The following is a 22,205-nucleotide window of genomic DNA, read 5'->3' on the forward strand; positions in this document are numbered from 1 at the left end:
CTATTAATAGATGTTTATAACAGTGCCTCTTTGATTACATCAATAACTTTCTCTTGCTCCTCCACCGTCATATTCGATCCTGACGGTAAACAGATTCCCGTCTCAAACAATCGCACACTCACAACATCATCTTCTGCATGCGGATAAAACTTACACCCTTCAAACAACGGCTGCAAATGGAGCGGTTTCCAAACAGGGCGTGCTTCGATATTCTCAGCATCTAGCACATCCATCAATTCATAAGGAGTTATTTTAATCATTTCTGGATCCAACGTCATCGCTGTCAGCCAACGATTCGAATAGGTCCCTTCAAGCTCCGGCATAAAATGAATGCCTTCAATCTCACCCAACGCCTGCGCGTATCTGTCAAACACATCGCGTCTTGCTTGTACCCGTTCATCCAACACTTCAAGCTGTGCACGTCCCACACCAGCAAGGATATTACTCATGCGGTAGTTATAGCCAATTACACTATGTTGATAGTGTTTCGCTTGATCACGAGCTTGCGTCGCTAAAAATCGAGCTTGCGTCAACGCTTCGATATCATCAGACACAAGCATTCCCCCGCCAGAAGTCGTAATGATTTTGTTTCCGTTGAATGAATAGATGCCAAACTTGCCAAACGTTCCACTTTTTTTGCCTTTATAAGACGAACCAAGCGATTCCGCAGCATCCTCAATCATAGGAACATCATACAAGTTACAAATCTCCAACAACTCGTCCATTTTCGCACTCTGCCCATACAAGTTCACAACGATTACTGCTTTAGGAAGCTTTCCGGCTGCCTGTGCATCTGCCATAGCGGTTGCCAATGCATCCGGCGACATATTCCATGTTTCTACTTCAGAATCGATAAACACAGGTTCAGCCTTCAAATACAGGATTGGATTCGCACTGGCAACAAACGTCAAACTTGAACAAAAAACGGTATCCCCTTGACCGATACCTACTAATTCAAGAGCCAAATGGATAGCAGCTGTCCCAGAAGATAATACCGCGGAATCTTCTACTCCCGCATACGCTGATATTTCTTTCTCAAATCCATCTACGTTTGAACCAAGAGGCGCAATCCAGTTCGTTTCAAATGCTTCATTTATGTATTTTTGTTCGTTTCCACTCATGTGAGGAGAGGATAATAAGATTCGTTTAGTCATTCAGATATCTCCTTTATTAAATAATCACCAAATATCTATTAAATCATGGTTAATATGTATAAAAACCTTTTTTAGTTTTTCGGCCTAATCTATTTGCGTGAACATATTTTTGTAATAAGGGAGCTGGTCGATATTTATCATCACCAAAATCAGTCTGAAGGGTTTTCATAATTGATAAACATGTATCTAATCCAATAAAATCAGCCAATTCTAATGGACCCATTGGCTGGTTTGAACCCAGTTTCATTGCTTTATCAATTTCTTCTGCAGTAGCAATACCTTCTTGTAAAACAAAAACAGCCTCGTTTATCATAGGTATAAGAATCCGATTCACAACAAATCCAGATTGATCTTGAACAAAAACGGCTTCCTTACTAATACTATTGATAAATGTTGAAACCTTATCCACAGTTTCGCTCGAGGTTTCCAATCCACGGATTACTTCTATTAGTGGCATAAGAACAGCAGGATTAAAAAAATGCAATCCAATTACTTTAGATGGATTTTTATATAAGGTACCTAATTTTGTAATAGAGTAGGATGAAGTATTTGTTGCTAGAATTGCATTATCATTCATGATTCCACTTAAGGTGACTATAAGTTGCTCTTTTTTGTCAATATCTTCTGGAATTGCCTCGATTACTAATTCCATTTCGCTACAATAATCCAATGTAGTTGCATAGTGAATATTGTTTTGAACTTGTAAAAGTTTTTCTTTAGTAATCTTTTCTTTTAATAACAATTTATTTAAACCGCTTTCGATTGAAGCCATAGCCTTATTAATATTACTATCTTTATAATCAATTAAAGTTACCTTCATGTTATTCATTGCCAAATATTGTGATATTCCAGATCCCATTTGGCCCGCACCAATAATTGCTATCGACTTCATGAAAAAACCGCCTTTTTGATTTCCACACTTTAATAAAAGCTAGCAACTTTATCTTCTAATTCAAAATACGCTTTGCTTTAAGAATTCCAATAGTTATTTTGTTTACAAACTTCTTCATATTCATCTTTCAAAATCCCAACAATAATTCGATCATAATATCGATTATTCCTATAAATGTGTTGTCTTACTCTACCTTCTTCAACCCATCCACATTTTTCTGTATACAATTTTAACGAAGGTATATTATGTTCTACAATATCACCGTCAAGTCGATTCAATTGAAGCTCTTCAAAAGCAAATTTCATAGTAGTCATCACAGTATCTCTACCATAACCATATCCTCTTAAGTCTCTTTTACCAATAATAATTCCATGATGTGCAGACCTGTTTTTTAAATCTATATTAGTTAGTGTGGAAATACCTATAAACCCATCCTCTTTTGTTTCAATGGCAAATCTATGGTTATTAGTATCAGAAACAGTTCGATCGTACCATTTCATTTGTTCTTGTGACGAAATTGGAAAGGACCATCCCCCAACCAAGTTACCTATTTCAGGATCGTTATGATAACTCCTTAAAGCTTCCATATCACCAGGTTCTAATGCTCTTAAAACAACTTTTTTACCATGTATATTCATACTAATTCCTCCCTTTATAAATCATCAACATCTTTTTCTGATTGTTCATGTGAAATGCCTTTTGAAAATACTACAGATGGTAATGTTAAAATTAATATTTTAATATCTAACCATAATGTATAGTTATCGATATACCAGACATCTAATTCAATTCTCTTACTCCATGGAATTTCATTTCTGCCATTAATCTGAGCCCATCCAGTAATACCTGGCGGATACTCCAGTCTTCGTTTTTGAAAGTCGCTATATTTATCTACTTGATATTTTAATGTTGGCCTTGGTCCAACAAAACTCATCTCACCTTTTAGGACATTAAAAACTTCTGGAAGTTCATCTAGGCTTGTCTTCCTTAAAAAGTTCCCTACTCTTGTAATCCTGGGATCATTCTTGCCATCCATATAATATCCAGCACCAAGTTTATCTGCATTTTGAATCATACTTCGAAATTTATAAATTTTAAATACTTTTTCATGCCTGCCGACTCTTTCCTGTTTAAATAGCATTGGGCCACTTGAAGTTACCTTTATTAAAGCCCCGATTATAAGTAGTAGTGGCGATAACAGTACAATAAGTAATAATGAGAGTAACAGATCAAATAGTCGTTTAAGTATTAATCGCATCTATCTAACTCCTATACAACGGAAAATACCCATTGTCTTCTGTAATTCTATTTTCTTTAACTAGCTTTTCATATAAATTCAGATTATGAACTTTTTTTCCAATATAAAAGTTTAATGGATCAGATTTTGAAAATGACTTTTTGAATTTAAAGAGATTATCTTCACTGTCTGAATAACCTCCGCCTAAATGGAAAGACTTTATTCCTTGTTTCCTTCCCCATTCCGCAATTTCAAACAAAAGAAGGTTATTGGCACCAAGGGACAAATGCTCTCTTAATGCACCCGATAAGTGATAATGCATAAAATCTTCATAAGTGAAAATTAAACTAGTAGCAATCATTTTATCTTCACAAAATGCACCAAACATATGTATATTTGAATCTAAAAGTCGAAAAGTTTCTTTAAAATAAGTTTCATTAAAGTAATAGTATTCTGTAGCATCATTACGATTCATCGTGGAATAATAGATAGACAAAAATTCCTTCATGTATTTTTGTTTATCTAATTTCTTTACTTCTACACCATTCTTATATGCTTTTCTAATCATATTTCGAGTCTTTCCAGGCATTTCATTTAATAGTTCCGTACCCTGTTGCAACTTAATTTCAATCGTATCCCGATTATATAAAATATTTAAGCTGTTTTCCAAATCCTTTTGATTTCCAAGCATAGGGTGAAACCTAATAAATTCAGAAACAATATTATTGTCAATACAGTATTGACTTATAAACTTTCTGAATTTCAATATTAAATCAATTTCTGTAGAAACGGCCTCTACAAGAGGTCCACCGTAGCCATATGGTGTTGTAATATCATATAATTGTTCACCTAATTTATTATCTATCTTTCTTAAAATCACTGGATAGGCAACCTTACCATTTTCATCTTCATAAAAAAAAAGTAGTGGTTCTCCTTTATCTAATAACATGGAACTAGTAAAATATTCATGGGAAAAATAAATATCCCTATTTTCAAAGTCATCTACAATTGTGTTCCATCGGAAGTGATTTTCCGAATTTATAACTTCTAACATTCCTTCACCTACAATAGTGTTTTTTTATTACGTTAATCATACGCATCATATCAATATCAGAATAACGTTGATCACATGGTAATGTTAAAATGTTTTCCGATATATGCATATTTGCTTTAGTTTGAATTAGTAATAAATCTTTTGGTAATGGCCAATGAACGGGTGGATAAATCTCTGCATCAATTAAGACAGACTTTAATTCATTACGATTTTTCACTTTTATCGGAAATCCTAAAGGAACTTTCATTTCATTAGGATACCCATTTAAAAGTTCGATTTCTGGAATTACACTTAGTCCTTCATACAAGGTCTGATAATTCATTCTACGGATTTCAATCATAGATTTAAAATCGAAATTATTTATTATTTGTTTTGATATACTATCAATATTCTGTACTTCAATGTTGCTTTCGTCCAGCATAACTTCTGCTTCTGAGAATAAATCAAGAAATTCAGACTTTGCACCTCTCAGTTCTTCCATTTCTAGGTAGTTCTTTTTTAGATTTGCAGCATAAAATCTCTTTTCCACTACACGAGTATTTATCTTGCAGTTCAATAGTAAAGTAACTTTCCCCATATTAGTATTACCATTTGTCCGAATTAATGCACCACTTGGTATTCCCAACCATTTTCTTAGACTCGCAATTTGAAAATGTCCAATTGGTTCTTTTCGATCAAAAAGACTATGTGTGATATCTTCGATAATAATATTAGTAGATCTGATACTTTTTAAATAAAATAATAGTTCATGATTTTTATCTATATTGAAATAATCCAAGTGGAAAACTGCCCAATCAGGTTTAATCTTTTCTTGTAGACTTTCTATAACGACACTAAAGTTTTTGTCTATTTCATAAAATTGATATGGTAAGTTAATAGCGTTTATTGGTTGTATTATACTTTCACAAAGATAATTTGGTAGTAGAATTCCTTTTAATCCATTATTATCTTGAAGACTTTTAACAAGTAACTTTATAGCAGTCCTACCAAAATTCAGTAGAAGGTCCGAATTATTTAATATGGAAGAACGTGTTTTCAAAGTATCTAGGGTGCTTATATGAAATTCGCTACCTATCTCCATACTCACCACTCCTATCCTAAGTGAATCTAATTATACTGAGCCCACCGCTTAATCCCTGAACGCTTTTCTGTCATCAAACTCAGCTTAAATCCTTAAATATAAATCTACTTCAGGTTAGTCTATGGACATATAATAATACAGGAGAGTCCAATTTCAGATACATAAACAATACCTTTCTACCAGAGACTAAAGATTAAAGATTAAATAATTAACGTAACTAAACTTGTATTTATATCAATCACTATTTTCTGAGCAATGCCTGCATTTCTAAAGCTTTTTTACAATTCCACTATTATTTCTACCATTGAATGCTTCCCAGTGTGCTTTTTAAATACTATGGCGAGTCTGATTAAATATAATCTAATTTAGTAATAGATTAAGTTTGTAAATTAAGTTTTTTTAACTAGTTTAGCAAACAAATCAATCTGCTTTTTCAAAACCTTCTCCTCATCAAACAATTCCTCAACAATTTCTCGACTTCTATTTCCATACTCAGCAACGAGCTCTGGATTTTTCAAAATAGAAATCATAGCTTTTTCTAGCTCTTTTGTATTTTCTCTTTCAACCAAAAACCCATTTTCTCCAGGGAATACTTCTTCTCGACAACCTCGAATATTTGTTGCAATAATCGGTTTCTCCATCGCCATGGCTTCAATAATCGACCGAGGTAAACCCTCTCTATAGGATGGTAGGACGAACACATCAGACGCTTTCATAATTACCGGTATATCTTTGCGAAAGCCAAGGTAACGAATGTTAGAGTGATTTAGATCATCCATCAGTTTTTGATAACTTCCATGATCTCTCTCACTTTCTAACAGTCCACCTATCAAGACAAGCTTTGCCTGTGGAAAGGTCGTTGATAAAGACTTAAAGGCCTCGACCAATTCGAAAACCCCTTTTTCTTTCACAAGTCTTCCAACGAAAGAGAAAATAAAGTCATTATCATTCAAATTACTTTCAGTTCGAAAGTTTTCTATTTCTTCATTAGTAATTTGATTTTTGTGAAAGTTGTTCCATATATCCACACCATTACTCAAATGGATTGTGTGTTTTTCAGGTTTAAAGTTATGGACTAACGAAAGCTCATAGTCTTCTTTACTTTGTAGCAACAACCAATCTGTCATCCATCTTGCAGCGTACTTCTCTATATTAAAGAATATATTATATTGCTTCTTGGACATTTCATCATGAAAGTAAAATCCGTGAGCAGTATATACAATATGTTTAACTCCAGCAAGTTTAGCCGCTACTCTTCCTAATAGTGCCGCAATTGGCGTGTGTACATGTACAATATCATATTTCTCTTTTCTCATCAGCTTATATAATTTCCATATGGACTTTAAATTCTTAAGGGGATGAATTTGTCGATCTATCGATACGTCAATCATCGTTAAACCTTGTGCTTTCAATTCAGTGAACCTTCCAGTATCCGTACAAGCATTATGAACTTCATACCCATCCTTCATTGATTTCAAAATTAATGGCTTTAAAAGGGCCTCAACACTTCCATCTATCGCACAAACCTGTAATATTTTCTTTTTAGTCAATTTTATAATCTCCACAGATCAATATTTTCCGGCTTGCTCTCTTTATCCAATACACTCTTAATATCCACAACAATCCCTTTGCCCTGTTTCAATAACCGATCAAACTGTGACCAGCCTTCTTCTAAATACTCTCTATGCGATACGGCTAAAATAACTGCATCAGCAGGTAATAGTTCTTCATTCGGAATTAATGAAACCCCGTATTCCCGAACAGCTTCAGCTGAATCTGCATGGGCATCTGTCACTTGAATATCAATACCGTATTCCTGTAATTCTCTAATAACGTCAATCACTTTTGAGTTTCGAATATCTGGAACATTTTCTTTGAAAGTTAAGCCTAGGACAGTTACCTTTGCGCCCTGCACAGGCATATTCGACTTAATCAGCTTTTTAACTAACGCGGTGGCAACATATTGTCCAATGCTATCATTCATACGACGGCCCGCTAAAATCATTTCTGGGTTATGTCCGACGGATTGTGCTTTATGTGTCAAATAGTAAGGATCAACACCAATACAATGGCCTCCTACAAGTCCCGGCGAGAAGTTCAAGAAGTTCCATTTCGTTCCCGCAGCCTTTAGTACTTCAGAAGTATCAATGTCTAGCTTATTGAAAATCATTGCCAACTCGTTCATAAGTGCAATGTTCACATCACGTTGTGTATTTTCAATCACTTTTGCAGCTTCAGCAACCCGAATAGAACTTGCCTTGTATACCCCTGCTTCCACAACACTGCTATATACTTCAGCAATAATCTCCAAAACCTCGTCCGTTTGTCCAGAAACAACTTTCATTATTTTCGTAAATGTTCGTTCTTTATCACCCGGGTTAATACGTTCAGGTGAATAGCCAACAAAGAAGTCAATGCCGGCTTTTAAACCTGAATGTTTTTCCAAAACAGGAATACATTCATCTTCCGTAACCCCTGGGTAAACCGTTGATTCGTAAACAACAATCGCACCTTTTTGTAAAGCACTTCCAACTGTCTCCGAAGCTTTCAACAAGGGTGTCAAATCCGGTTGGTTATGTGCATTAATAGGTGTCGGGACAGATACGATAATAAAATCGGCCTGTTCCAATTCCTTACTATCAGCAGTATAGTGGATCTCCGTTATTTTTAAATCCTCAAGCTCAACTTCATTTGTATAATCAATACCATTTAGCAATGTTTCAATACGATTTGTATTAATATCAAATCCAATTACGGGATGCTTTTTACCAAATGCAACCGCAACAGGAAGGCCGACATACCCCAAACCGACAACTGCTATTTTACGCTCACTCATTCAAAAATCTCCTCACAACTTAATTTGGTAATAATCCAAATACCATTCTACAAATTTCCCAACGCCATCTTTAATGGAAGTTTCAGGTCGAAAATCTATGTCGCGATAAAGATCTTCAACGTCTGCATACGTGGCTGGAACATCTCCAGCTTGAAGTGGCATAAAGTTCTTAATTGCCTTCTTACCAACCTTTTCTTCAATTGCCTCAATAAAATCCATCAGATTCACCGGATTATTATTTCCGATATTATAAACTTTGTAAGGGGCATAGCTTGAACTAGGATCGGGGTTCTTACCAGACCATTCGGGATTTGGATTTGCCTTCCTCTCAACTAGTCGACTAATTGCCTCAACAATATCATCAACATACGTAAAGTCACGCATCATATCCCCATTGTTATACACATCGATTGGCTTGCCCTCAATAATATTCTTCGTAAATTTAAACAAAGCCATATCTGGACGCCCCCATGGACCATATACAGTGAAGAAACGAAGACCAGTCGTAGGAATGTTGTATAGGCTGCTATATGTATGCGCCATTAACTCATTGGCTTTCTTTGTAGCAGCATATAAGCTTAAAGGATGATCTATGTTATCACTTGTAGAAAATGGTAGGGAAGTATTTGCTCCATAAACAGAACTAGATGATGCATAAATTAACTGTTCAACATTATTGTGCCGGCATGCTTCAAGAACATTCATAAAACCAACAATGTTGGAATCAATATATGCATGAGGATTTTCAAGGCTATAACGAACTCCGGCTTGTGCAGCCAAGTTAATAACAATGTCTGGTTTTTCAATTTCAAAAATCTTATTCATGACTTCTTTATTTTCCAAATCAATTTTATGTAAACTAAAGTTTTCATCTTTAATTTCTTTTATACGGTTTACTTTTAAAGAAACCTCATAATAATCGTTTAAATTATCGATTCCTATTACTATGTGATTTAATTTCAATAGTTTTCTCGATAAATTAGACCCAATAAATCCAGCAGCACCTGTAATAATTACTCTCACTACGAATCCCTCTTTTCTTTTATTAATACTACAATCCTACGATTTATAAATCTCAATTAATTCTAACGCTGCATTTGTAGAAGTATACTTTTTTCTTACTTGCTCACTTGCTACAATACCAAATTCAAGAATTTTTTCTTTTTCTTTCATTAAAGTCAGTAGTTTATTTGAAAGTTCTTTATAGTCTCCACAATTAAATAGATAACCGTTAATACTATCAGAAATAATCTCTGGTATCCCCCCAGTAACTGTTCCAACATTGGGAATTCCACGCGCCATTGTTTCAATAATGGAAATACCAAAACCCTCTTCTATTGACGGAAGTATATGGATATCGATATCATCAATTACTTCATTAATATCCGATTGGAAACCAGGAAAATCAACAAAATCATTTATTTCTAATTCATTTGCGTATGACTCCAACATATTGCGTTGTGGCCCATCTCCATATATTGTATAGTGAAAATCAGTGTATCCTAATTTATAGACTAAATATCTTATAGATCTTAATGAAGTTCGCAAATCTTTTCTATGCTCTAATCTTGCCAATGTTCCTATTCTAACTTTCCGAAAAGTTAACTGACTATATTTTTCTATAATTTCCTTTTGAGGTTTTATGTCTATTTCTGTACCATTATGAATAGTTACTAACTTTCTATGACTAACACCTGTCCATTTCAAAACATGTATTTTAACAGCATTTGATATTGCAATAATTGTTTCAAACCTTCTATAGATTAACCTTTGAATAAACCCGAAAGATTTATACTTTTTCCTTCTACTTGAAGTGCTATGTTCCGTAGAAATTCTTTTAATTTTTTTATAATGAGTAAATGAACTTAAAAAATTATATATGTCACTCAAAAACAAATGAGAATGTACTATATCTATTTTATTCTTTTTCAAATAACTTCCAAGGCGCCAAACCTTTTTCAAAGATAAGTTTTCATCTTCTCCTAATGAATAAAAAGTTACTCTTTCATCTAATTTATTTCTTTGCGCAATTTTATTAGAAACGGAACAAACATAAACTTCTATATTATTGTTCACTAAATTATTTGCAGTCGTAACAACATGTTTTTCAGCTCCACCTATTTGCAAACTATTTATTAATAATAATACTTTCATTTTGCAATCAACCACCTATTTCAATTCTTTGTCTCTTCTACAATTTACAACTATTCAATTAAACTTTGCGATATATTTTCAGTAATTGAATAATGGACTTTTTGGGGAGAATAAATAAAAATAACAACAAAATATGTTTGTAAGTATATTTAAATAGTTTTATCCAATAATAAATAGCCTTTAGCTTTTGTCCTGATAACAATAAATACATTATTGCACCTTGATATTTTTTTATTAAAAAATTTTTATTTCCGGAAGTTAATAAATGACTTTGATAGTTTTTAATAATACTTAATTGGAATGAAGCGAACTCCAATGATGAATTTACTTGTCTGTCTATATTAGTTAGTCTGTCCTTAGCGTCTTCACCTAAATTTACCAGCACTTCATTAACTACTGGTAAACCATAATCCAAGGCTATTTTATACCACAATAAAGATTCTGCTCCGATTTTATAGTTTGGAAATTTATAATCATTTACCTCAAGAAAAGATTTTTTATTAATTACATGAAGAAGATCGCCCTGAAGTTTACCTTCTATTAACTCCTTAAAAGAATAGATGTGATAGTCACATATTTTTTCCACTCTAGCATTTGAAATTAGAAAGTTAAATACTGGAAAGGAATTGTCGAATGATGTTTGGATAAAACTATTTATTTTTGTAAAAGCTTCTTCCTTAAAAACATCGTCATCATCCATAAGAATAACATAATTATTATCTGCAATTAGTATCCCAGTATTCCGTGCAATGCCGGGTCCGCCATTTTCTTCCTGAACTATATATTTTATATCGGGGTACTCTGAAATAATCTCATTTTCATAACTAGGTTCTGAATGATCATCAACTACTATTATTTGGTAGTTGGAGTATTTTTGATTTTTTACCGAATCTAAACATCTTTTTAATAATGTCTTTCTATTATAAGTGGTTATGATAACACTTAATGGTGTTTCCATTTTCAAACCTCCTTAGCATTTTTCCATTTATCAAAAGACTATATTGAATTTTACAAAAAAACGATTCTATTGTCTTTTCATTAAATAACTTGGGTATCTATAAAATTTAAAATATGCTGCTGCTGGAATAATAAATGTCATCCATTCTGCAAATTCTGTACTATATGGATGAAACAAGCCATTAATATTAAAATAAATTAACATTAAAATTGAACTAAAGATTATAGACTTTAAGTGTAAATCTGTAGTTTTCTTTGCATTCTTTAATATTGTCGGAAAAAAAGGTATCCAACTAAACGTAATCGCCATGTACCCTGTTAATCCTAAAAGACCATAATCACCCCATACTTGTAAATAAGTATTATGTACCACCATCTCCGAACCACTACTGTACACTCCTATCGTTGAAAACGACCCATTTCCAACGATAGGATTTTTTATTATCTCTGATATAGCTGAATTAATCATCATGAAACGTGATGAATCAACACTTTGTAAGCCTTCGGTTATTGTATTCGCATTCCAAAAAGATATTATACTCACACCTAATCTTGAACCTAAAATGTTTGTCAAATTATTAATAATAATTAATAAAGAAATTATAAAAAGAAACACTATAGTATATGACATTTTTATATTATTAAGATGATTTTTATTTATAATGAAAATAGGAATAACTAAGAGTAATAATAGACTTAACAAAAACCCCGTTCTTGATCCGTCCATATTTATTATTACAATGCTTAATAGAACCATAGTTCCTCGAAATAAAGGTTTGTCTTTACTATTAAATATAATTAATAAAACGTTGTAAAATAATGAAAGTGAGCCTATTTTGACCAAAGATCCTGGATAATTTAAAATTGTACCCCAACGCCCAGACCCTGTAAGTATTTGTGCTGTAGGGTAAATATTAAAGTATGCAATCATTAATAGAGCGAAATTAAGAATTGCTGATAAATTAAGAATAAAAAACACATCTTTTATTTCCAACGTTTTGTAAAAGACTATGTAATATATAGTTATAAAAACCAATGAAAACTTAATGAACTGAATGAACGGTTCAATAGTTGAACTATTGAAGCTACTTATTAAAAAACCTATAAAAAACATTAAAACGGAAAAGATTAAGAATGGTAACTTAACAAATCCTTTTTCTATAAAATCCTTCAACATTATTGGTAAAATCAATACCAACCAAGCTACCCAATGTATGTATGGATATACAGTAATTTTTAAGTCGGCTGATAGCGTTAAAATAACAAAAAGTGAAATCATTAATCTTCTCATCCATAACCTCTACTCTCAAAATCATGAAAAACTTTAATATTTTCCTGATTGATTGATAAGGGTCTTTATAAAACCCTAAATTTGTTCTTTTACATTCAAATAATTATTATTAGATCTTTTAAAAACTACTCCAGAAAAATATTCAGTACTTTTATTCAAGTTAAAAGTCTTACAGAATTAGTAATATGACAAGTGTGAAAAAAAGTATATTCAAAAGCAAAGTAATAAAAATGTTTTTGTATCCGACAACAATTAAAGTTAAATAATCCATAATCAGGCTATATACAAACTGACTAATAACCCACGAAATTGCAATAGAGTAAATGCCGTATAAATCAATTAATAAATAGAAACTACCTATTATTAATAGTAAAATTATGAAGTTAATTAATATTATTACTTTTAACTTTGAACTAGCTTGTAAGAATTCATAACTTAGATTAGTATGTGCATTTAAACATACCCCATATAATAATAAGTAAAATAAATATAAATCCTTAATTAACAAGATATTTGAAATATAGGGAACTAAAAGTACGGCAATTACGAAAAACAATGTATATGCAAACAAACTAATTCGTATAAATAACATTAATTTACGAATTAACACTTTAATATTTTTCCGATCTAAAAGTAACGCTGCGAATCTTGGAAATATTACCATCCCTAGACCATTAGATAAGAACCATACTTTAGCAGCCATATCAAATGAGGATTTATAAATTCCAACTTCAGTTATAGTAAAGTTTTTATTTACCAAGTAAGTTCCTACTGCTAAAACTGTTACTTGTGATAATTGAGCAGCTGACAGTAAAATTGACTGGCTGATAACAATTTTAAATTCGCCTTTTTGATAGTTAGGTTTCCACGCACCCTTTGGCAGTGGATCAAGATATTTAAACGCATATATTATGTCGAATAGTCTTCTAATCAGCACGATGAAAATAATCGGAAGTACAGATTTAAAAACTAAGACACCTATAATTAAAAATAAATGCCTAGATAATCCTGCAATTAAATTATACTTCGAAATAATTATAAAGTTTTCCTTACCTTTATTAAATGTTAGTAGTATTGCCACTGGTATAGATAACAGATAATCAGCAACTGATAATATAATTATTATTTCAACTATATTTCCTTGTTTACTTACAGGAAACACATAATTTGGAACAATATATAAAAGAATAGGCGTAAAAAGAATTAAAATTGCAGCGATTCTTAAATATATCCCAACGGCCAATTGCATTTCTTTTTTTTGTTTTTCTTTTCCAATGGATTGCGCAATGCTTTTAGTGAAATATTTGGATACACCCATTTCAACAAAAAAAATGTACGAGGTCAAGATAATAAATATCGAATAAATAGCATATCCTTCCACTCCAATCCCTTTTAAAGCCAAAGGGATAAAAGCAATTCCAACTAAACCATTAACCAGATTCACACTGTAAACAGATAATACATTTTTTTTAAAACTAGACATATACGGTTTCCTCAATCTCCAATATTTCATTTAATAAATCCGAAAAATTATGATCATACATTCTAATTTAGTTTGTCATTTATGCAAAAGAATTGGCATAGTTTCCATTCATAAATCCGAATATAATCAATTGTTATTATCAAATATCGCACCTTTTTCCTTATCTGTTGTTGCAAAAATTCTTTTTGCCGCTTCTTCTTTTCCGTATTTCTCTTCCAATAGCTTCCGGAAAATACGGAATGCAATGGCTGGTTCAGTTGTCGTACCTGACTTTGAAATCACATTGATGGAGAAGTCTTTATCCCTTAAAAGCTCAATGACATGTGTGATATATGTAGAACTCAAATTATGACCTACGAAAATAATTTGAGGGTAATTACGCTTTTCATTAGACAACAAATTGTAGAAACTGTGGTTCAGCATCTCAATCGCTGCACGTGCACCTAAGTAAGATCCACCGATTCCGATTACGAGGAGTAGTTCACTGTTTTTCTTAATCTGACCTGCATATTTCTGGATACGAGCAAACTCTTCTTTGTTGTAGGTACTTGGCAAGTCTATCCATCCCAAATAGTCTTTATGGGCACTGGATTCACTGTGCATTTCATGATGGATTGACTCCACTGTCTGCTCCAAGAATGAAAGCTTATAACTCCCGAAAAAAGGAGTGGCTTTAGAATAGTCAAAACGTATATGTGTCAATGCTACACCCCTAAAATGCACTACTAATAGTGCTCATTTCAAACCGTCAAGCCTTTCTGCACTTGAACGATTTTCCGATTTGCCAACCCAACCAGCACATCCTTAACTTCCTCACCATTCATCTCCGGAAGTTTCTCAAGCACATACTCCATCTCGGTCTTCGTAATCGGTTCTGCCTTCCCAACAAAAATCTTCGGGAACACATACTCGCTCTGTCGTTCATTGTCATTCAATAACTCTTCAAACAACTTCTCCCCTGGGCGAATCCCTGAGTAGTTGATTTCAATTTCGTCTTCACTATACCCCGACAGTTTAATGAGGTTTTTCGCGAGGTCGACAATCTTCACCGGTTCGCCCATATCGAGGACGAACACTTCTCCACCCGCAGCTAAAGTACCTGCCTGAATGACAAGTCGTGAAGCTTCGGGTATGGTCATGAAATATCGGGTCATTTCAGGATCCGTTACAGTAACCGGCCCCCCCATTGCAATCTGCTTCTTAAACAGAGGAACAACACTTCCCCTTGAACCTAAGACGTTACCAAATCGTACTGCGGCGAATTTTGTGTTGCTTTCTTTCGCTAAGTTTTGGACGATCATTTCGGCAAAACGTTTTGTTGCGCCCATGACGTTCGGTGGGTTTACGGCTTTGTCTGTTGAGATCATGACGAAGTGTGGGACTCCGAATGTATCCGCTGCTTCAGCGACGTTTTTCGTGCCGAAGATGTTATTCTTCACAGCTTCCATTGGGTTTGCTTCCATTAAAGGAACATGTTTATGTGCCGCTGCGTGATAGATGACGTCCGGTTTGTATTCATTCACAATGTCAAAAATACGCGAACGGTCTTGTACGTCTGCAATAATTGGAATGATTTCTGTTAAGTTCGACGCCTTTTTTCGAAGCTCTCCGTCTATATGATAGATTGAGTTTTCACCATGCCCTACAAGGATAATACGTCCGGGCATAAATCGACTGACTTGCCTGCATATTTCAGAACCAATGGAACCACCCGCACCTGTTACTAAGATAGTTCGATTCGTCAGTTTTTCGGATATGGCATCTAGATCCAGTTCGACTTCGTCACGGCCTAGTAAGTCTTCGATTTCAACGTTTTTCATATCACTGACGGAAACTTTTCCAGTCATTAAGTCTTCGATGCGTGGAATCGTTTGTGTTTTAACTCCTGTTTCAAGACATTCCTTCATTAAAAGAGACATTTGTTGTCGCTCCAAAGATGGAATTGCAATGATGATTTTTTCGATTTTGTTGTCTTGAACGATTTCAGCGATTTCCGTTGTTCCACCAAATACTTTTAGCCCGAATATTTCGAGTCCGCTTTTCTTCGGATCGTCGTCTACGAATAGAATGGGCGTCATGCCCGACTCGGGATTGTTTTGCAGTTGACGTGCCACCATACAACCGGCTTGTCCAGCTCCAACAATCATTGTCCGAGTAAGTACCCCACCGTTCCGGTTCATTAACGAATGACGCATCAAGCGCCAAGAAAGTCTCGATCCACCAATTAGTAAAATATGAAGCATCCATGTAAGGAATAGTGCACGAACGTAAACGTCTTGGTTGATGATGTATTGCACGCAAGCTACGACAAAAATCGTCAGTGTGACAGCTTGGAAGATCGATTTCAGCTCTCCTATGGACGCATACGACCACGCTTTACGATACAACCCGAAATGCCAAGCAAAAATATGATGTGCTATTTGAATGATTGCCGCGCTTATCAAAAGTGTTGTGTTCGCAAATACGTTAATAACCGGATGCAATATAAAATATCCGACGTAAATGGAAAACAACACGATGATTGAATCGACAAAAAACAACATTGTCATTCGTCTTTTAATAGTCATAAAGTCTCTCTACTCCCGAAATTACATGTTGAATTACATATTTATCACTTAGAGTAATATACCTATAAATATTTATAATCCTACTACAATAGTAGCATTCTACTCGTACGTTTGCCACCACTTTCTGTCTTCCACATTCCCCGGTTCAAGAAGTATGAAATCTTCGTTCGACACAATTCGTGCATTGTTTTCCAGTAGTATATCGACAGTGTCGTGCAGTTTTCGTTTTTCTAAAAAACGTAACCCTTTTTCAAAGTGAAAAGGACGTGTTTTTGCATTGTGTACGTCAGAGCCGTATGTATGGACGAGATTGGCTTCTACTAATTTAAGCGCCAGTCGCTGAACACCTTTACCGAAATGCCCGGATAGGCTTCCCGCCGTTACTTGTGCAAGTGCCCCGTGTTGGACGAGACGTGTCAGCCTGCTTGGTTTATCGGCGATGCCACGGTTTCGTTCAGGATGTGCAATGATCGGTATTTTTTTCAAACTGAGAATTTCTTGAATGACTTGGACCGTATAGGCCGGAACATTCGATGATGGCAGTTCGAGCAAAACGTATTTGGAATCGGCAAGTGTAAGCACTTCTTCGTATTTCAACTTTTTGCTTACGTACTCTTGAATACGAATTTCCTGTCCTGCGTAAAGTTGGATCGGCAATTCTAGTTTCGTTACTTCTTTTTGTAAGATGGCCAGTTGTTTGAGTACATCGGCTTTTGGTACATCATACTGCGGGCTGAACGCGTGTGGGGTTGCGATTATATCTGTAATTCCTTCGTTCACAGCTTGTCGAATGAGTTCTATCGACTCTTCAATCGACTTTGGTCCATCGTCTACATTTGGAAGGATGTGTGAGTGCATATCTAACATGTGAGTTCCTCGCTAACGATTCATTTTTAAATAACAAAAGAGTGATTGGGCATTTCAGCCCTCTCACTCAGCAGTACCATAGTATTGATAGTAGTAATGATCTTTGTCTAGAACAAAGTTGTTCAACACGGCACCTAGTATGATTGCCTGTGAGGCGACCAGTGCTTCTTTCGCCTTCAAAATGCTCTCTTTTTCAGTTTTATTCGCGCTGATGACTAGAATTGTACCTTCGCATTTATTGGACAGTATTTGAGCATCCGTTACCGAAAGAACTGGCGGTGCGTCAAAAATAATGAGGTCGTATATCTCTTTTACTTCTTCAATAACGCTGTCCATTGACTTAGAACTTAGAAGTTCCGAAGGATTTGGTGGAATCGGCCCACATGTGAGTATATCGAGATTATCGATGCTGCTGTGGTGGATTGTTTCCTCTAATGTTGTTTGACGTACCAATACGTTCGACAGACCAATCGTGTTTGTAAGGTGGAATGTATAGTGAACGGTTGGTTTTCGCATATCTGCGTCGATGAGAAGAACTTTCTTCCCTTCTTGTGCGAAAACGACTGCTGTGTTTGCTGCGACCGTCGATTTCCCATCTCCAGGTGAAGAAGATGTGAAAAGAATCGTTTGGATTTCAGCGTCCGGCATTGAAAAATTGATGTTCGTTCGAACTGTACGAAATTGCTCAGAGACGACCGATTTCGGGTTTACGTCTGTGATGAGTTTACGTGCAATCGTTTGAATGCTTTTTTTATTACTCCTTTTCATCATGCTCTCCTCCTTCGATTAGTAATTTCGAGTTTAGAATCTTTCAGGTCTTTATCCGAAATCGGACTGACGTGACCAAGGATTGGAATTCCAAGGAGTTCTTCGATGTCTTGTTCTGTTTTCATCGTTGTATCTAAGTATTCCAGCAAGAATGCGAGACCTACTCCGAGCATGAGGCCGATAACGGCAGCAATGGCCATATTCAACTTCGGATCTGGTTTTATCGGTGAAGGGTTTTCAGGAATTTCTGCTTTTGCAAGAATATTGACGTTATCGACGTTCATTAACGTAACGATTTCTTTTTGGAAGACAGATGCAATGGCGTTCGCAATATCGACCGCTTTGTACGGATTCGGATCTTGTACGGCGACCGTTATGATTTGTGAGTTTTGCACGCTGCTCACTGTAACTTTATTGTGAAGTTGTGTGTGCGTTATATCTAAATCGAGATCCTCTATCACAATGGATAGAATGGCAGGGCTTTTAATAATTCCGTTGTATGTATTAATCAGTTGTAAGTTTGTCTGAATATCTTGTGAGTTAAAAGAAGGTGATTCTGATTTCGTTTGGTTGACAAGAATTTGTGTGGATGATTGATAGATTGGTGTGAGTACTAAGAAACTAACAACCCCACTCACTGTGACTGCTATAACCGTAATGATTGCAATCAGCAACAGCCTCTTTCGAAGTGTTTTGAACAAATCTTGTAAACTAATTGTTTCTTCCATTATGTATTCGTGCTCCTTTGCCAATGTACGTTATGTATATGATTTCCAGTGTACCATATTCCTTCTTGTTTCGACATATGCAAGTGAATGAATTTGTGCCATAATTAAGAGAACACAGTAATATTCAACTAGATTACTTTTTGAAAGGGGTTTCCTATGACTAAAAAGGTTTTATTTGCATACATAGTACTAATTGGTTGTATTCTTTTATTAGTAGGGGGGTATTCGCAGTGGAAGGATAAGCTTTCTTCATTTCAAAGGGAGCGTCCTACCCAAACAGTCGTGTCTGCCGCACCGGTTACCGAGGTTGAACAAAAGGAGACTGTTGAAGAGGAGGAAGCTGCTGTTGAACCGATGGATTCGGTTCGTTTACAAAAGCTTACTGCTAATCAAGATGAATCGGTTCGTGCTCTCTTCCAGAAACGGTTGGATTCTAGTGAGAAGGTAGATTTTCTTATGATTGGGTCCACATCGATGGACTATGGTGATTCGGGATACGCAGAACGTCTGCAAGTAGCTCTTGGGGAGACTTACGCAGAATTCATAACCTTTCATAAAATTTCATTCGACGGAACGTCCAGCGAGTTCATGAAGGAAATTGAAGAAGAGAGAATTACGTTAGATGGAGATTATGATGTTGTTCTGATGGAGCCTTTCACATTACGGAATAACGGTAAAGTGATCATTGAAAAAGAGCATGCCCATATTAAAACAGTTCGGGGTCAATTGAGTGGGTTTGTGGAAGATTCGGTTCTCATCTTGCAACCGCCGAATCCGATTTATAAAATGCAGTATTATGAAACTCAAGTGCGAGCACTAAATACCTTCGCAGGAGCACAGGGCATTCCTTATATTAACCACTGGCTGGATTGGCCAGCTAAAGATTCAGCGGATTTGCCTTTATTATTGGGTGAAAATAGTATGCCGAATAGCGATGGTGCTGAGTTGTGGGCGAATGCGCTTATTGGGTATTTTATTGCGGAATAGGAATTAAAATCAGGATTCCTGCTAACCGCTGATTTCCGTTCCGACCGGACGCGTTCCACTAGCGAAGAATATAAACCATTCTTCTTAGGGCCGGGCGTCGAGCTTCATCCCGCTGGAGTCGGCGGTCTGCACTTCAATCAGCTAGAATGTAGAAAAGTTCGGCTTGACTGGAGCAAAAGACCAGTGGGGTTCACTGTATAATAAAAGTGTACTAAGCCAGAATCCCGTAGGGATTTCACTTGAAACTTTCTAATAGCGGTAAAACCTAATTTGGTGTTTCAGCTCCAAACATCACTCTTAAGGAAAACTAAAAAATGAAGGGACTTTTAAAGAGTATATAGATGGAACCCAGTCCTCCTGAACAATCTTACCTATTACTTTACTTACTTACTTACTTACTTACTTACTTACTTACTTACTTACTTACTTACTTACTTACTTACTTACTTACTTACTTACTTACTTACTTACTTACTTACTTACTCTTAAACATGCGGTGTTTCAACTGATTTTCAATTGCATTCTTAGTTGCTTGGAGTGCAAGGCGGCGACTCGGGGAGGATTGAGGAAGAATGAATTTCAATTCTTCCCGAGGACAGGTGAAACAACCAACGGCAGCGAAGCGAACGGGTTGGTCCACCGCCCGCCCTCCCGAACGCGTCCGCCTGGAACGGAAAGCAACGGGCTACTCGGAAACCTACAAAAAGTCCTCTCAAGATGTACAACTTCTTGAGAGGACTTTTTTATTGTGTACCCTATTAGTTCATCGCTTTTTTCAGAAGTTCATCACGTCTTGCTTTTTTTCGTGCATTGTAATCATCTGCATAGCTTTGTGCGTAGGATTTATCATAGCCGTTTGCTGCGAGATCTTTTTCGACAGCATTCAACACACTGTTGAACACAGTGTCTGTTTGTCCTTCGAGCGCTTCTGCTGCACCATAATATTTATTATAAAAGTACGGAAAGTCGATTTTTTTCCCTTGTGCTTTATTATCAGAGAATTCTTTTTTTGCACGGCCGATGAGTGAATTGAGTTTACCATCCGCTTGGGACTGCAGTGACTCGAATGCCGGTGTATATTTTCCTTTTATTGAAGCTACAGTTGTTTCTTTTGCTGCATCGTTTTTTCCAGATGTGCCTGTTCCTGGTGTACCTGGGCTGGATTCAGTAGTGCTTGAAACGGTGTTGTTATTTGAATTTGTGCCTGAGCTCGTGTTCGAGTTTGAACTCGTATCTGAACTTGAGTCGTTATCGGAAGTGCCACTAGTAGCAGCGTCGCTATCCGCAGTATCCTCTTCGATCTTATCGGGAGCAGGTTCTTCTCCGTCCACTGTAATCACAGTGCCATCCGGAAGCTCAATACTATAAGTATCCTCCATTATTTTATCAATTTCATTGTCCGCCACGTCATAATCTTTAAATTTAAAGAGATAGAGTAAATAACTTCCTGCACCAAGAATAATAATTAAAGAAATAGTTAAAAAGATTTTAAGACTTTTCTTCATGTTTTTACAGACTTCCCCTTCCAACCTATTATATATCTATTAGTTTATCATGAAATGGTAGTTTGGGGTACCGTCCAATCGTTAAACTTTTCTAAATCGAAACAGGTCCCTTGACGTCATGTAGAATGAAACGCAGTCAAAGAACACGAAAAAGCACAAGCACCGGACGAACCGGTTACTTGTGCATCAACAAATCACTTCTTTTTATTCTTATTATTATAATCCTTCTGTGCTTTCTGGATCCTATGCTCATCCAGCTTCTTAAACTCAGTTGGTCTCTTCACAAAACCTGTTTCCTCGCCAAACTCCGTATCGTAATTCAACTTATTCAACCGACCGCGCTCCGTCCGATCGACAACAACCTCGTCCACATCTTCCATCGGACTAAACAAAAGCCCCAAACAAACAATACCACTCAGACCTACAAGACCATAAACCGCTCGAGATAATAACGCACCCTGTCCACCAAATAGAGTGGCCACTAAATCAAATTGAAACAATGCAATCAAGCCCCAGTTTATTGCCCCAATGATCACCAACGCCAATGCAATTCGTTGTATCGTTCTCATACACTCAACCTCCTTCTTTCTAATTAAATACGCAACAAATATTTTTTCTCGCAATTTCTAACTTATCTTCTTCCA

Annotated in this window: 20 protein-coding genes and 1 pseudogene; 1 reads left to right on the forward strand and 20 read right to left on the reverse strand. The window is 35.6% G+C overall.

The window, feature by feature from the left end; translation table 11 throughout:
* Positions 1-14: 14 nt before the first annotated feature.
* From ACFSFY_RS14515 to ACFSFY_RS14600, 18 genes and pseudogenes are all read right to left on the reverse strand, one after another.
* A complete protein-coding gene (locus ACFSFY_RS14515; RefSeq protein WP_381539239.1) occupies positions 15-1,154 on the reverse strand; it encodes a DegT/DnrJ/EryC1/StrS family aminotransferase in 1,140 nt (379 codons plus the stop codon).
* A gap of 49 nt (positions 1,155-1,203) precedes the next feature.
* Positions 1,204-2,046 carry a 3-hydroxyacyl-CoA dehydrogenase family protein gene (locus tag ACFSFY_RS14520; protein WP_381539241.1) on the reverse strand — a complete coding sequence of 281 codons (843 nt, stop codon included), beginning with the start codon at positions 2,044-2,046 and terminating at the stop codon, positions 1,204-1,206.
* Between the two features lie 77 nt (positions 2,047-2,123).
* Positions 2,124-2,684, reverse strand: a complete 561-nt coding sequence (locus ACFSFY_RS14525) for a GNAT family N-acetyltransferase (protein ID WP_381539243.1) — start codon at positions 2,682-2,684, stop codon at positions 2,124-2,126.
* Between the two features lie 14 nt (positions 2,685-2,698).
* A complete protein-coding gene (locus tag ACFSFY_RS14530) occupies positions 2,699-3,304 on the reverse strand; it encodes a sugar transferase (RefSeq protein ID WP_381539245.1) in 606 nt (201 codons plus the stop codon).
* A gap of 4 nt (positions 3,305-3,308) precedes the next feature.
* The gene (locus tag ACFSFY_RS14535) at positions 3,309-4,337 is read right to left on the reverse strand and encodes a GNAT family N-acetyltransferase (protein WP_381539247.1); all 1,029 of its coding nucleotides are present in this window, start codon (positions 4,335-4,337) and stop codon (positions 3,309-3,311) included.
* A 4-nt stretch (positions 4,338-4,341) separates the two neighbouring features.
* The gene (locus tag ACFSFY_RS14540) at positions 4,342-5,418 is read right to left on the reverse strand and encodes a hypothetical protein (protein ID WP_381539248.1); all 1,077 of its coding nucleotides are present in this window, start codon (positions 5,416-5,418) and stop codon (positions 4,342-4,344) included.
* Between the two features lie 389 nt (positions 5,419-5,807).
* On the reverse strand, positions 5,808-6,968 hold the full coding sequence (locus tag ACFSFY_RS14545; protein WP_381539250.1) for a glycosyltransferase family 4 protein: 1,161 nt from the start codon (positions 6,966-6,968) through the stop codon (positions 5,808-5,810).
* A gap of 2 nt (positions 6,969-6,970) precedes the next feature.
* A complete protein-coding gene (locus tag ACFSFY_RS14550) occupies positions 6,971-8,254 on the reverse strand; it encodes a nucleotide sugar dehydrogenase (RefSeq protein WP_381539252.1) in 1,284 nt (427 codons plus the stop codon).
* A 12-nt stretch (positions 8,255-8,266) separates the two neighbouring features.
* Positions 8,267-9,277 carry an NAD-dependent epimerase gene (locus tag ACFSFY_RS14555; protein ID WP_381539253.1) on the reverse strand — a complete coding sequence of 337 codons (1,011 nt, stop codon included), beginning with the start codon at positions 9,275-9,277 and terminating at the stop codon, positions 8,267-8,269.
* A gap of 36 nt (positions 9,278-9,313) precedes the next feature.
* Entirely contained in the window at positions 9,314-10,408 is a 1,095-nt protein-coding gene (locus tag ACFSFY_RS14560) for a glycosyltransferase (RefSeq protein WP_381539255.1), read from the reverse strand.
* Positions 10,409-10,466: 58 nt separating this feature from the next.
* On the reverse strand, positions 10,467-11,366 hold the full coding sequence (locus ACFSFY_RS14565) for a glycosyltransferase family 2 protein (RefSeq protein WP_381539257.1): 900 nt from the start codon (positions 11,364-11,366) through the stop codon (positions 10,467-10,469).
* Between the two features lie 66 nt (positions 11,367-11,432).
* Positions 11,433-12,656, reverse strand: a complete 1,224-nt coding sequence (locus ACFSFY_RS14570) for an O-antigen ligase family protein (RefSeq protein ID WP_381539259.1) — start codon at positions 12,654-12,656, stop codon at positions 11,433-11,435.
* A 169-nt stretch (positions 12,657-12,825) separates the two neighbouring features.
* The gene (locus ACFSFY_RS14575) at positions 12,826-14,139 is read right to left on the reverse strand and encodes an oligosaccharide flippase family protein (protein ID WP_381539261.1); all 1,314 of its coding nucleotides are present in this window, start codon (positions 14,137-14,139) and stop codon (positions 12,826-12,828) included.
* Positions 14,140-14,283: 144 nt separating this feature from the next.
* Positions 14,284-14,841 (reverse strand): annotated as a pseudogene (locus ACFSFY_RS14580) (glucose-6-phosphate isomerase); the annotation flags it as partial.
* A gap of 38 nt (positions 14,842-14,879) precedes the next feature.
* On the reverse strand, positions 14,880-16,706 hold the full coding sequence (locus tag ACFSFY_RS14585) for a polysaccharide biosynthesis protein (protein WP_381539263.1): 1,827 nt from the start codon (positions 16,704-16,706) through the stop codon (positions 14,880-14,882).
* Between the two features lie 99 nt (positions 16,707-16,805).
* Positions 16,806-17,573, reverse strand: coding sequence for a tyrosine-protein phosphatase (locus ACFSFY_RS14590; protein ID WP_381539265.1), 768 nt, complete (start codon positions 17,571-17,573; stop codon positions 16,806-16,808).
* Positions 17,574-17,636: 63 nt separating this feature from the next.
* On the reverse strand, positions 17,637-18,344 hold the full coding sequence (locus ACFSFY_RS14595; RefSeq protein WP_381539266.1) for a CpsD/CapB family tyrosine-protein kinase: 708 nt from the start codon (positions 18,342-18,344) through the stop codon (positions 17,637-17,639).
* Positions 18,341-19,069, reverse strand: a complete 729-nt coding sequence (locus ACFSFY_RS14600; RefSeq protein WP_381539267.1) for a YveK family protein — start codon at positions 19,067-19,069, stop codon at positions 18,341-18,343. The genes ACFSFY_RS14595 and ACFSFY_RS14600 overlap by 4 nt, the downstream gene beginning before the upstream one ends.
* A 156-nt stretch (positions 19,070-19,225) precedes the next feature.
* On the opposite strand from ACFSFY_RS14600, the gene ACFSFY_RS14605 reads away from it, so the two are divergent.
* Positions 19,226-20,056 (forward strand): SGNH/GDSL hydrolase family protein, encoded by an 831-nt coding sequence (locus ACFSFY_RS14605; protein ID WP_381539269.1) that lies wholly within the window; start codon positions 19,226-19,228, stop codon positions 20,054-20,056.
* 758 nt (positions 20,057-20,814) lie between these two features.
* Here ACFSFY_RS14605 and ACFSFY_RS14610 read toward each other — a convergent pair.
* Both ACFSFY_RS14610 and ACFSFY_RS14615 read right to left on the reverse strand, forming a co-directional pair.
* A complete protein-coding gene (locus ACFSFY_RS14610; RefSeq protein ID WP_381539271.1) occupies positions 20,815-21,561 on the reverse strand; it encodes a hypothetical protein in 747 nt (248 codons plus the stop codon).
* A gap of 194 nt (positions 21,562-21,755) precedes the next feature.
* Entirely contained in the window at positions 21,756-22,130 is a 375-nt protein-coding gene (locus tag ACFSFY_RS14615) for a DUF378 domain-containing protein (protein WP_381539273.1), read from the reverse strand.
* Between the last annotated feature and the right edge of the window lie 75 nt (positions 22,131-22,205).

Source organism: Sporosarcina siberiensis (assembly GCF_042681925.1).
GTDB lineage: Bacteria > Bacillota > Bacilli > Bacillales_A > Planococcaceae > Sporosarcina > Sporosarcina siberiensis.

Coding starts and splice junctions, on each gene's coding strand:
- ACFSFY_RS14550 (WP_381539252.1), bottom strand. CDS start 8,254: ATGAGTGAGCGTAAAATAGCAGTTGTCGGTTTGGGGTATGTCGGCCTT.
- ACFSFY_RS14560 (WP_381539255.1), bottom strand. CDS start 10,408: ATGAAAGTATTATTATTAATAAATAGTTTGCAAATAGGTGGAGCTGAA.
- ACFSFY_RS14515 (WP_381539239.1), bottom strand. CDS start 1,154: ATGACTAAACGAATCTTATTATCCTCTCCTCACATGAGTGGAAACGAA.
- ACFSFY_RS14610 (WP_381539271.1), bottom strand. CDS start 21,561: ATGAAGAAAAGTCTTAAAATCTTTTTAACTATTTCTTTAATTATTATT.
- ACFSFY_RS14615 (WP_381539273.1), bottom strand. CDS start 22,130: ATGAGAACGATACAACGAATTGCATTGGCGTTGGTGATCATTGGGGCA.
- ACFSFY_RS14585 (WP_381539263.1), bottom strand. CDS start 16,706: ATGACTATTAAAAGACGAATGACAATGTTGTTTTTTGTCGATTCAATC.
- ACFSFY_RS14525 (WP_381539243.1), bottom strand. CDS start 2,684: ATGAATATACATGGTAAAAAAGTTGTTTTAAGAGCATTAGAACCTGGT.
- ACFSFY_RS14565 (WP_381539257.1), bottom strand. CDS start 11,366: ATGGAAACACCATTAAGTGTTATCATAACCACTTATAATAGAAAGACA.
- ACFSFY_RS14595 (WP_381539266.1), bottom strand. CDS start 18,344: ATGATGAAAAGGAGTAATAAAAAAAGCATTCAAACGATTGCACGTAAA.
- ACFSFY_RS14530 (WP_381539245.1), bottom strand. CDS start 3,304: ATGCGATTAATACTTAAACGACTATTTGATCTGTTACTCTCATTATTA.
- ACFSFY_RS14590 (WP_381539265.1), bottom strand. CDS start 17,573: ATGTTAGATATGCACTCACACATCCTTCCAAATGTAGACGATGGACCA.
- ACFSFY_RS14600 (WP_381539267.1), bottom strand. CDS start 19,069: ATGGAAGAAACAATTAGTTTACAAGATTTGTTCAAAACACTTCGAAAG.
- ACFSFY_RS14605 (WP_381539269.1), top strand. CDS start 19,226: ATGACTAAAAAGGTTTTATTTGCATACATAGTACTAATTGGTTGTATT.
- ACFSFY_RS14535 (WP_381539247.1), bottom strand. CDS start 4,337: ATGTTAGAAGTTATAAATTCGGAAAATCACTTCCGATGGAACACAATT.
- ACFSFY_RS14570 (WP_381539259.1), bottom strand. CDS start 12,656: ATGAGAAGATTAATGATTTCACTTTTTGTTATTTTAACGCTATCAGCC.
- ACFSFY_RS14520 (WP_381539241.1), bottom strand. CDS start 2,046: ATGAAGTCGATAGCAATTATTGGTGCGGGCCAAATGGGATCTGGAATA.
- ACFSFY_RS14575 (WP_381539261.1), bottom strand. CDS start 14,139: ATGTCTAGTTTTAAAAAAAATGTATTATCTGTTTACAGTGTGAATCTG.
- ACFSFY_RS14540 (WP_381539248.1), bottom strand. CDS start 5,418: ATGGAGATAGGTAGCGAATTTCATATAAGCACCCTAGATACTTTGAAA.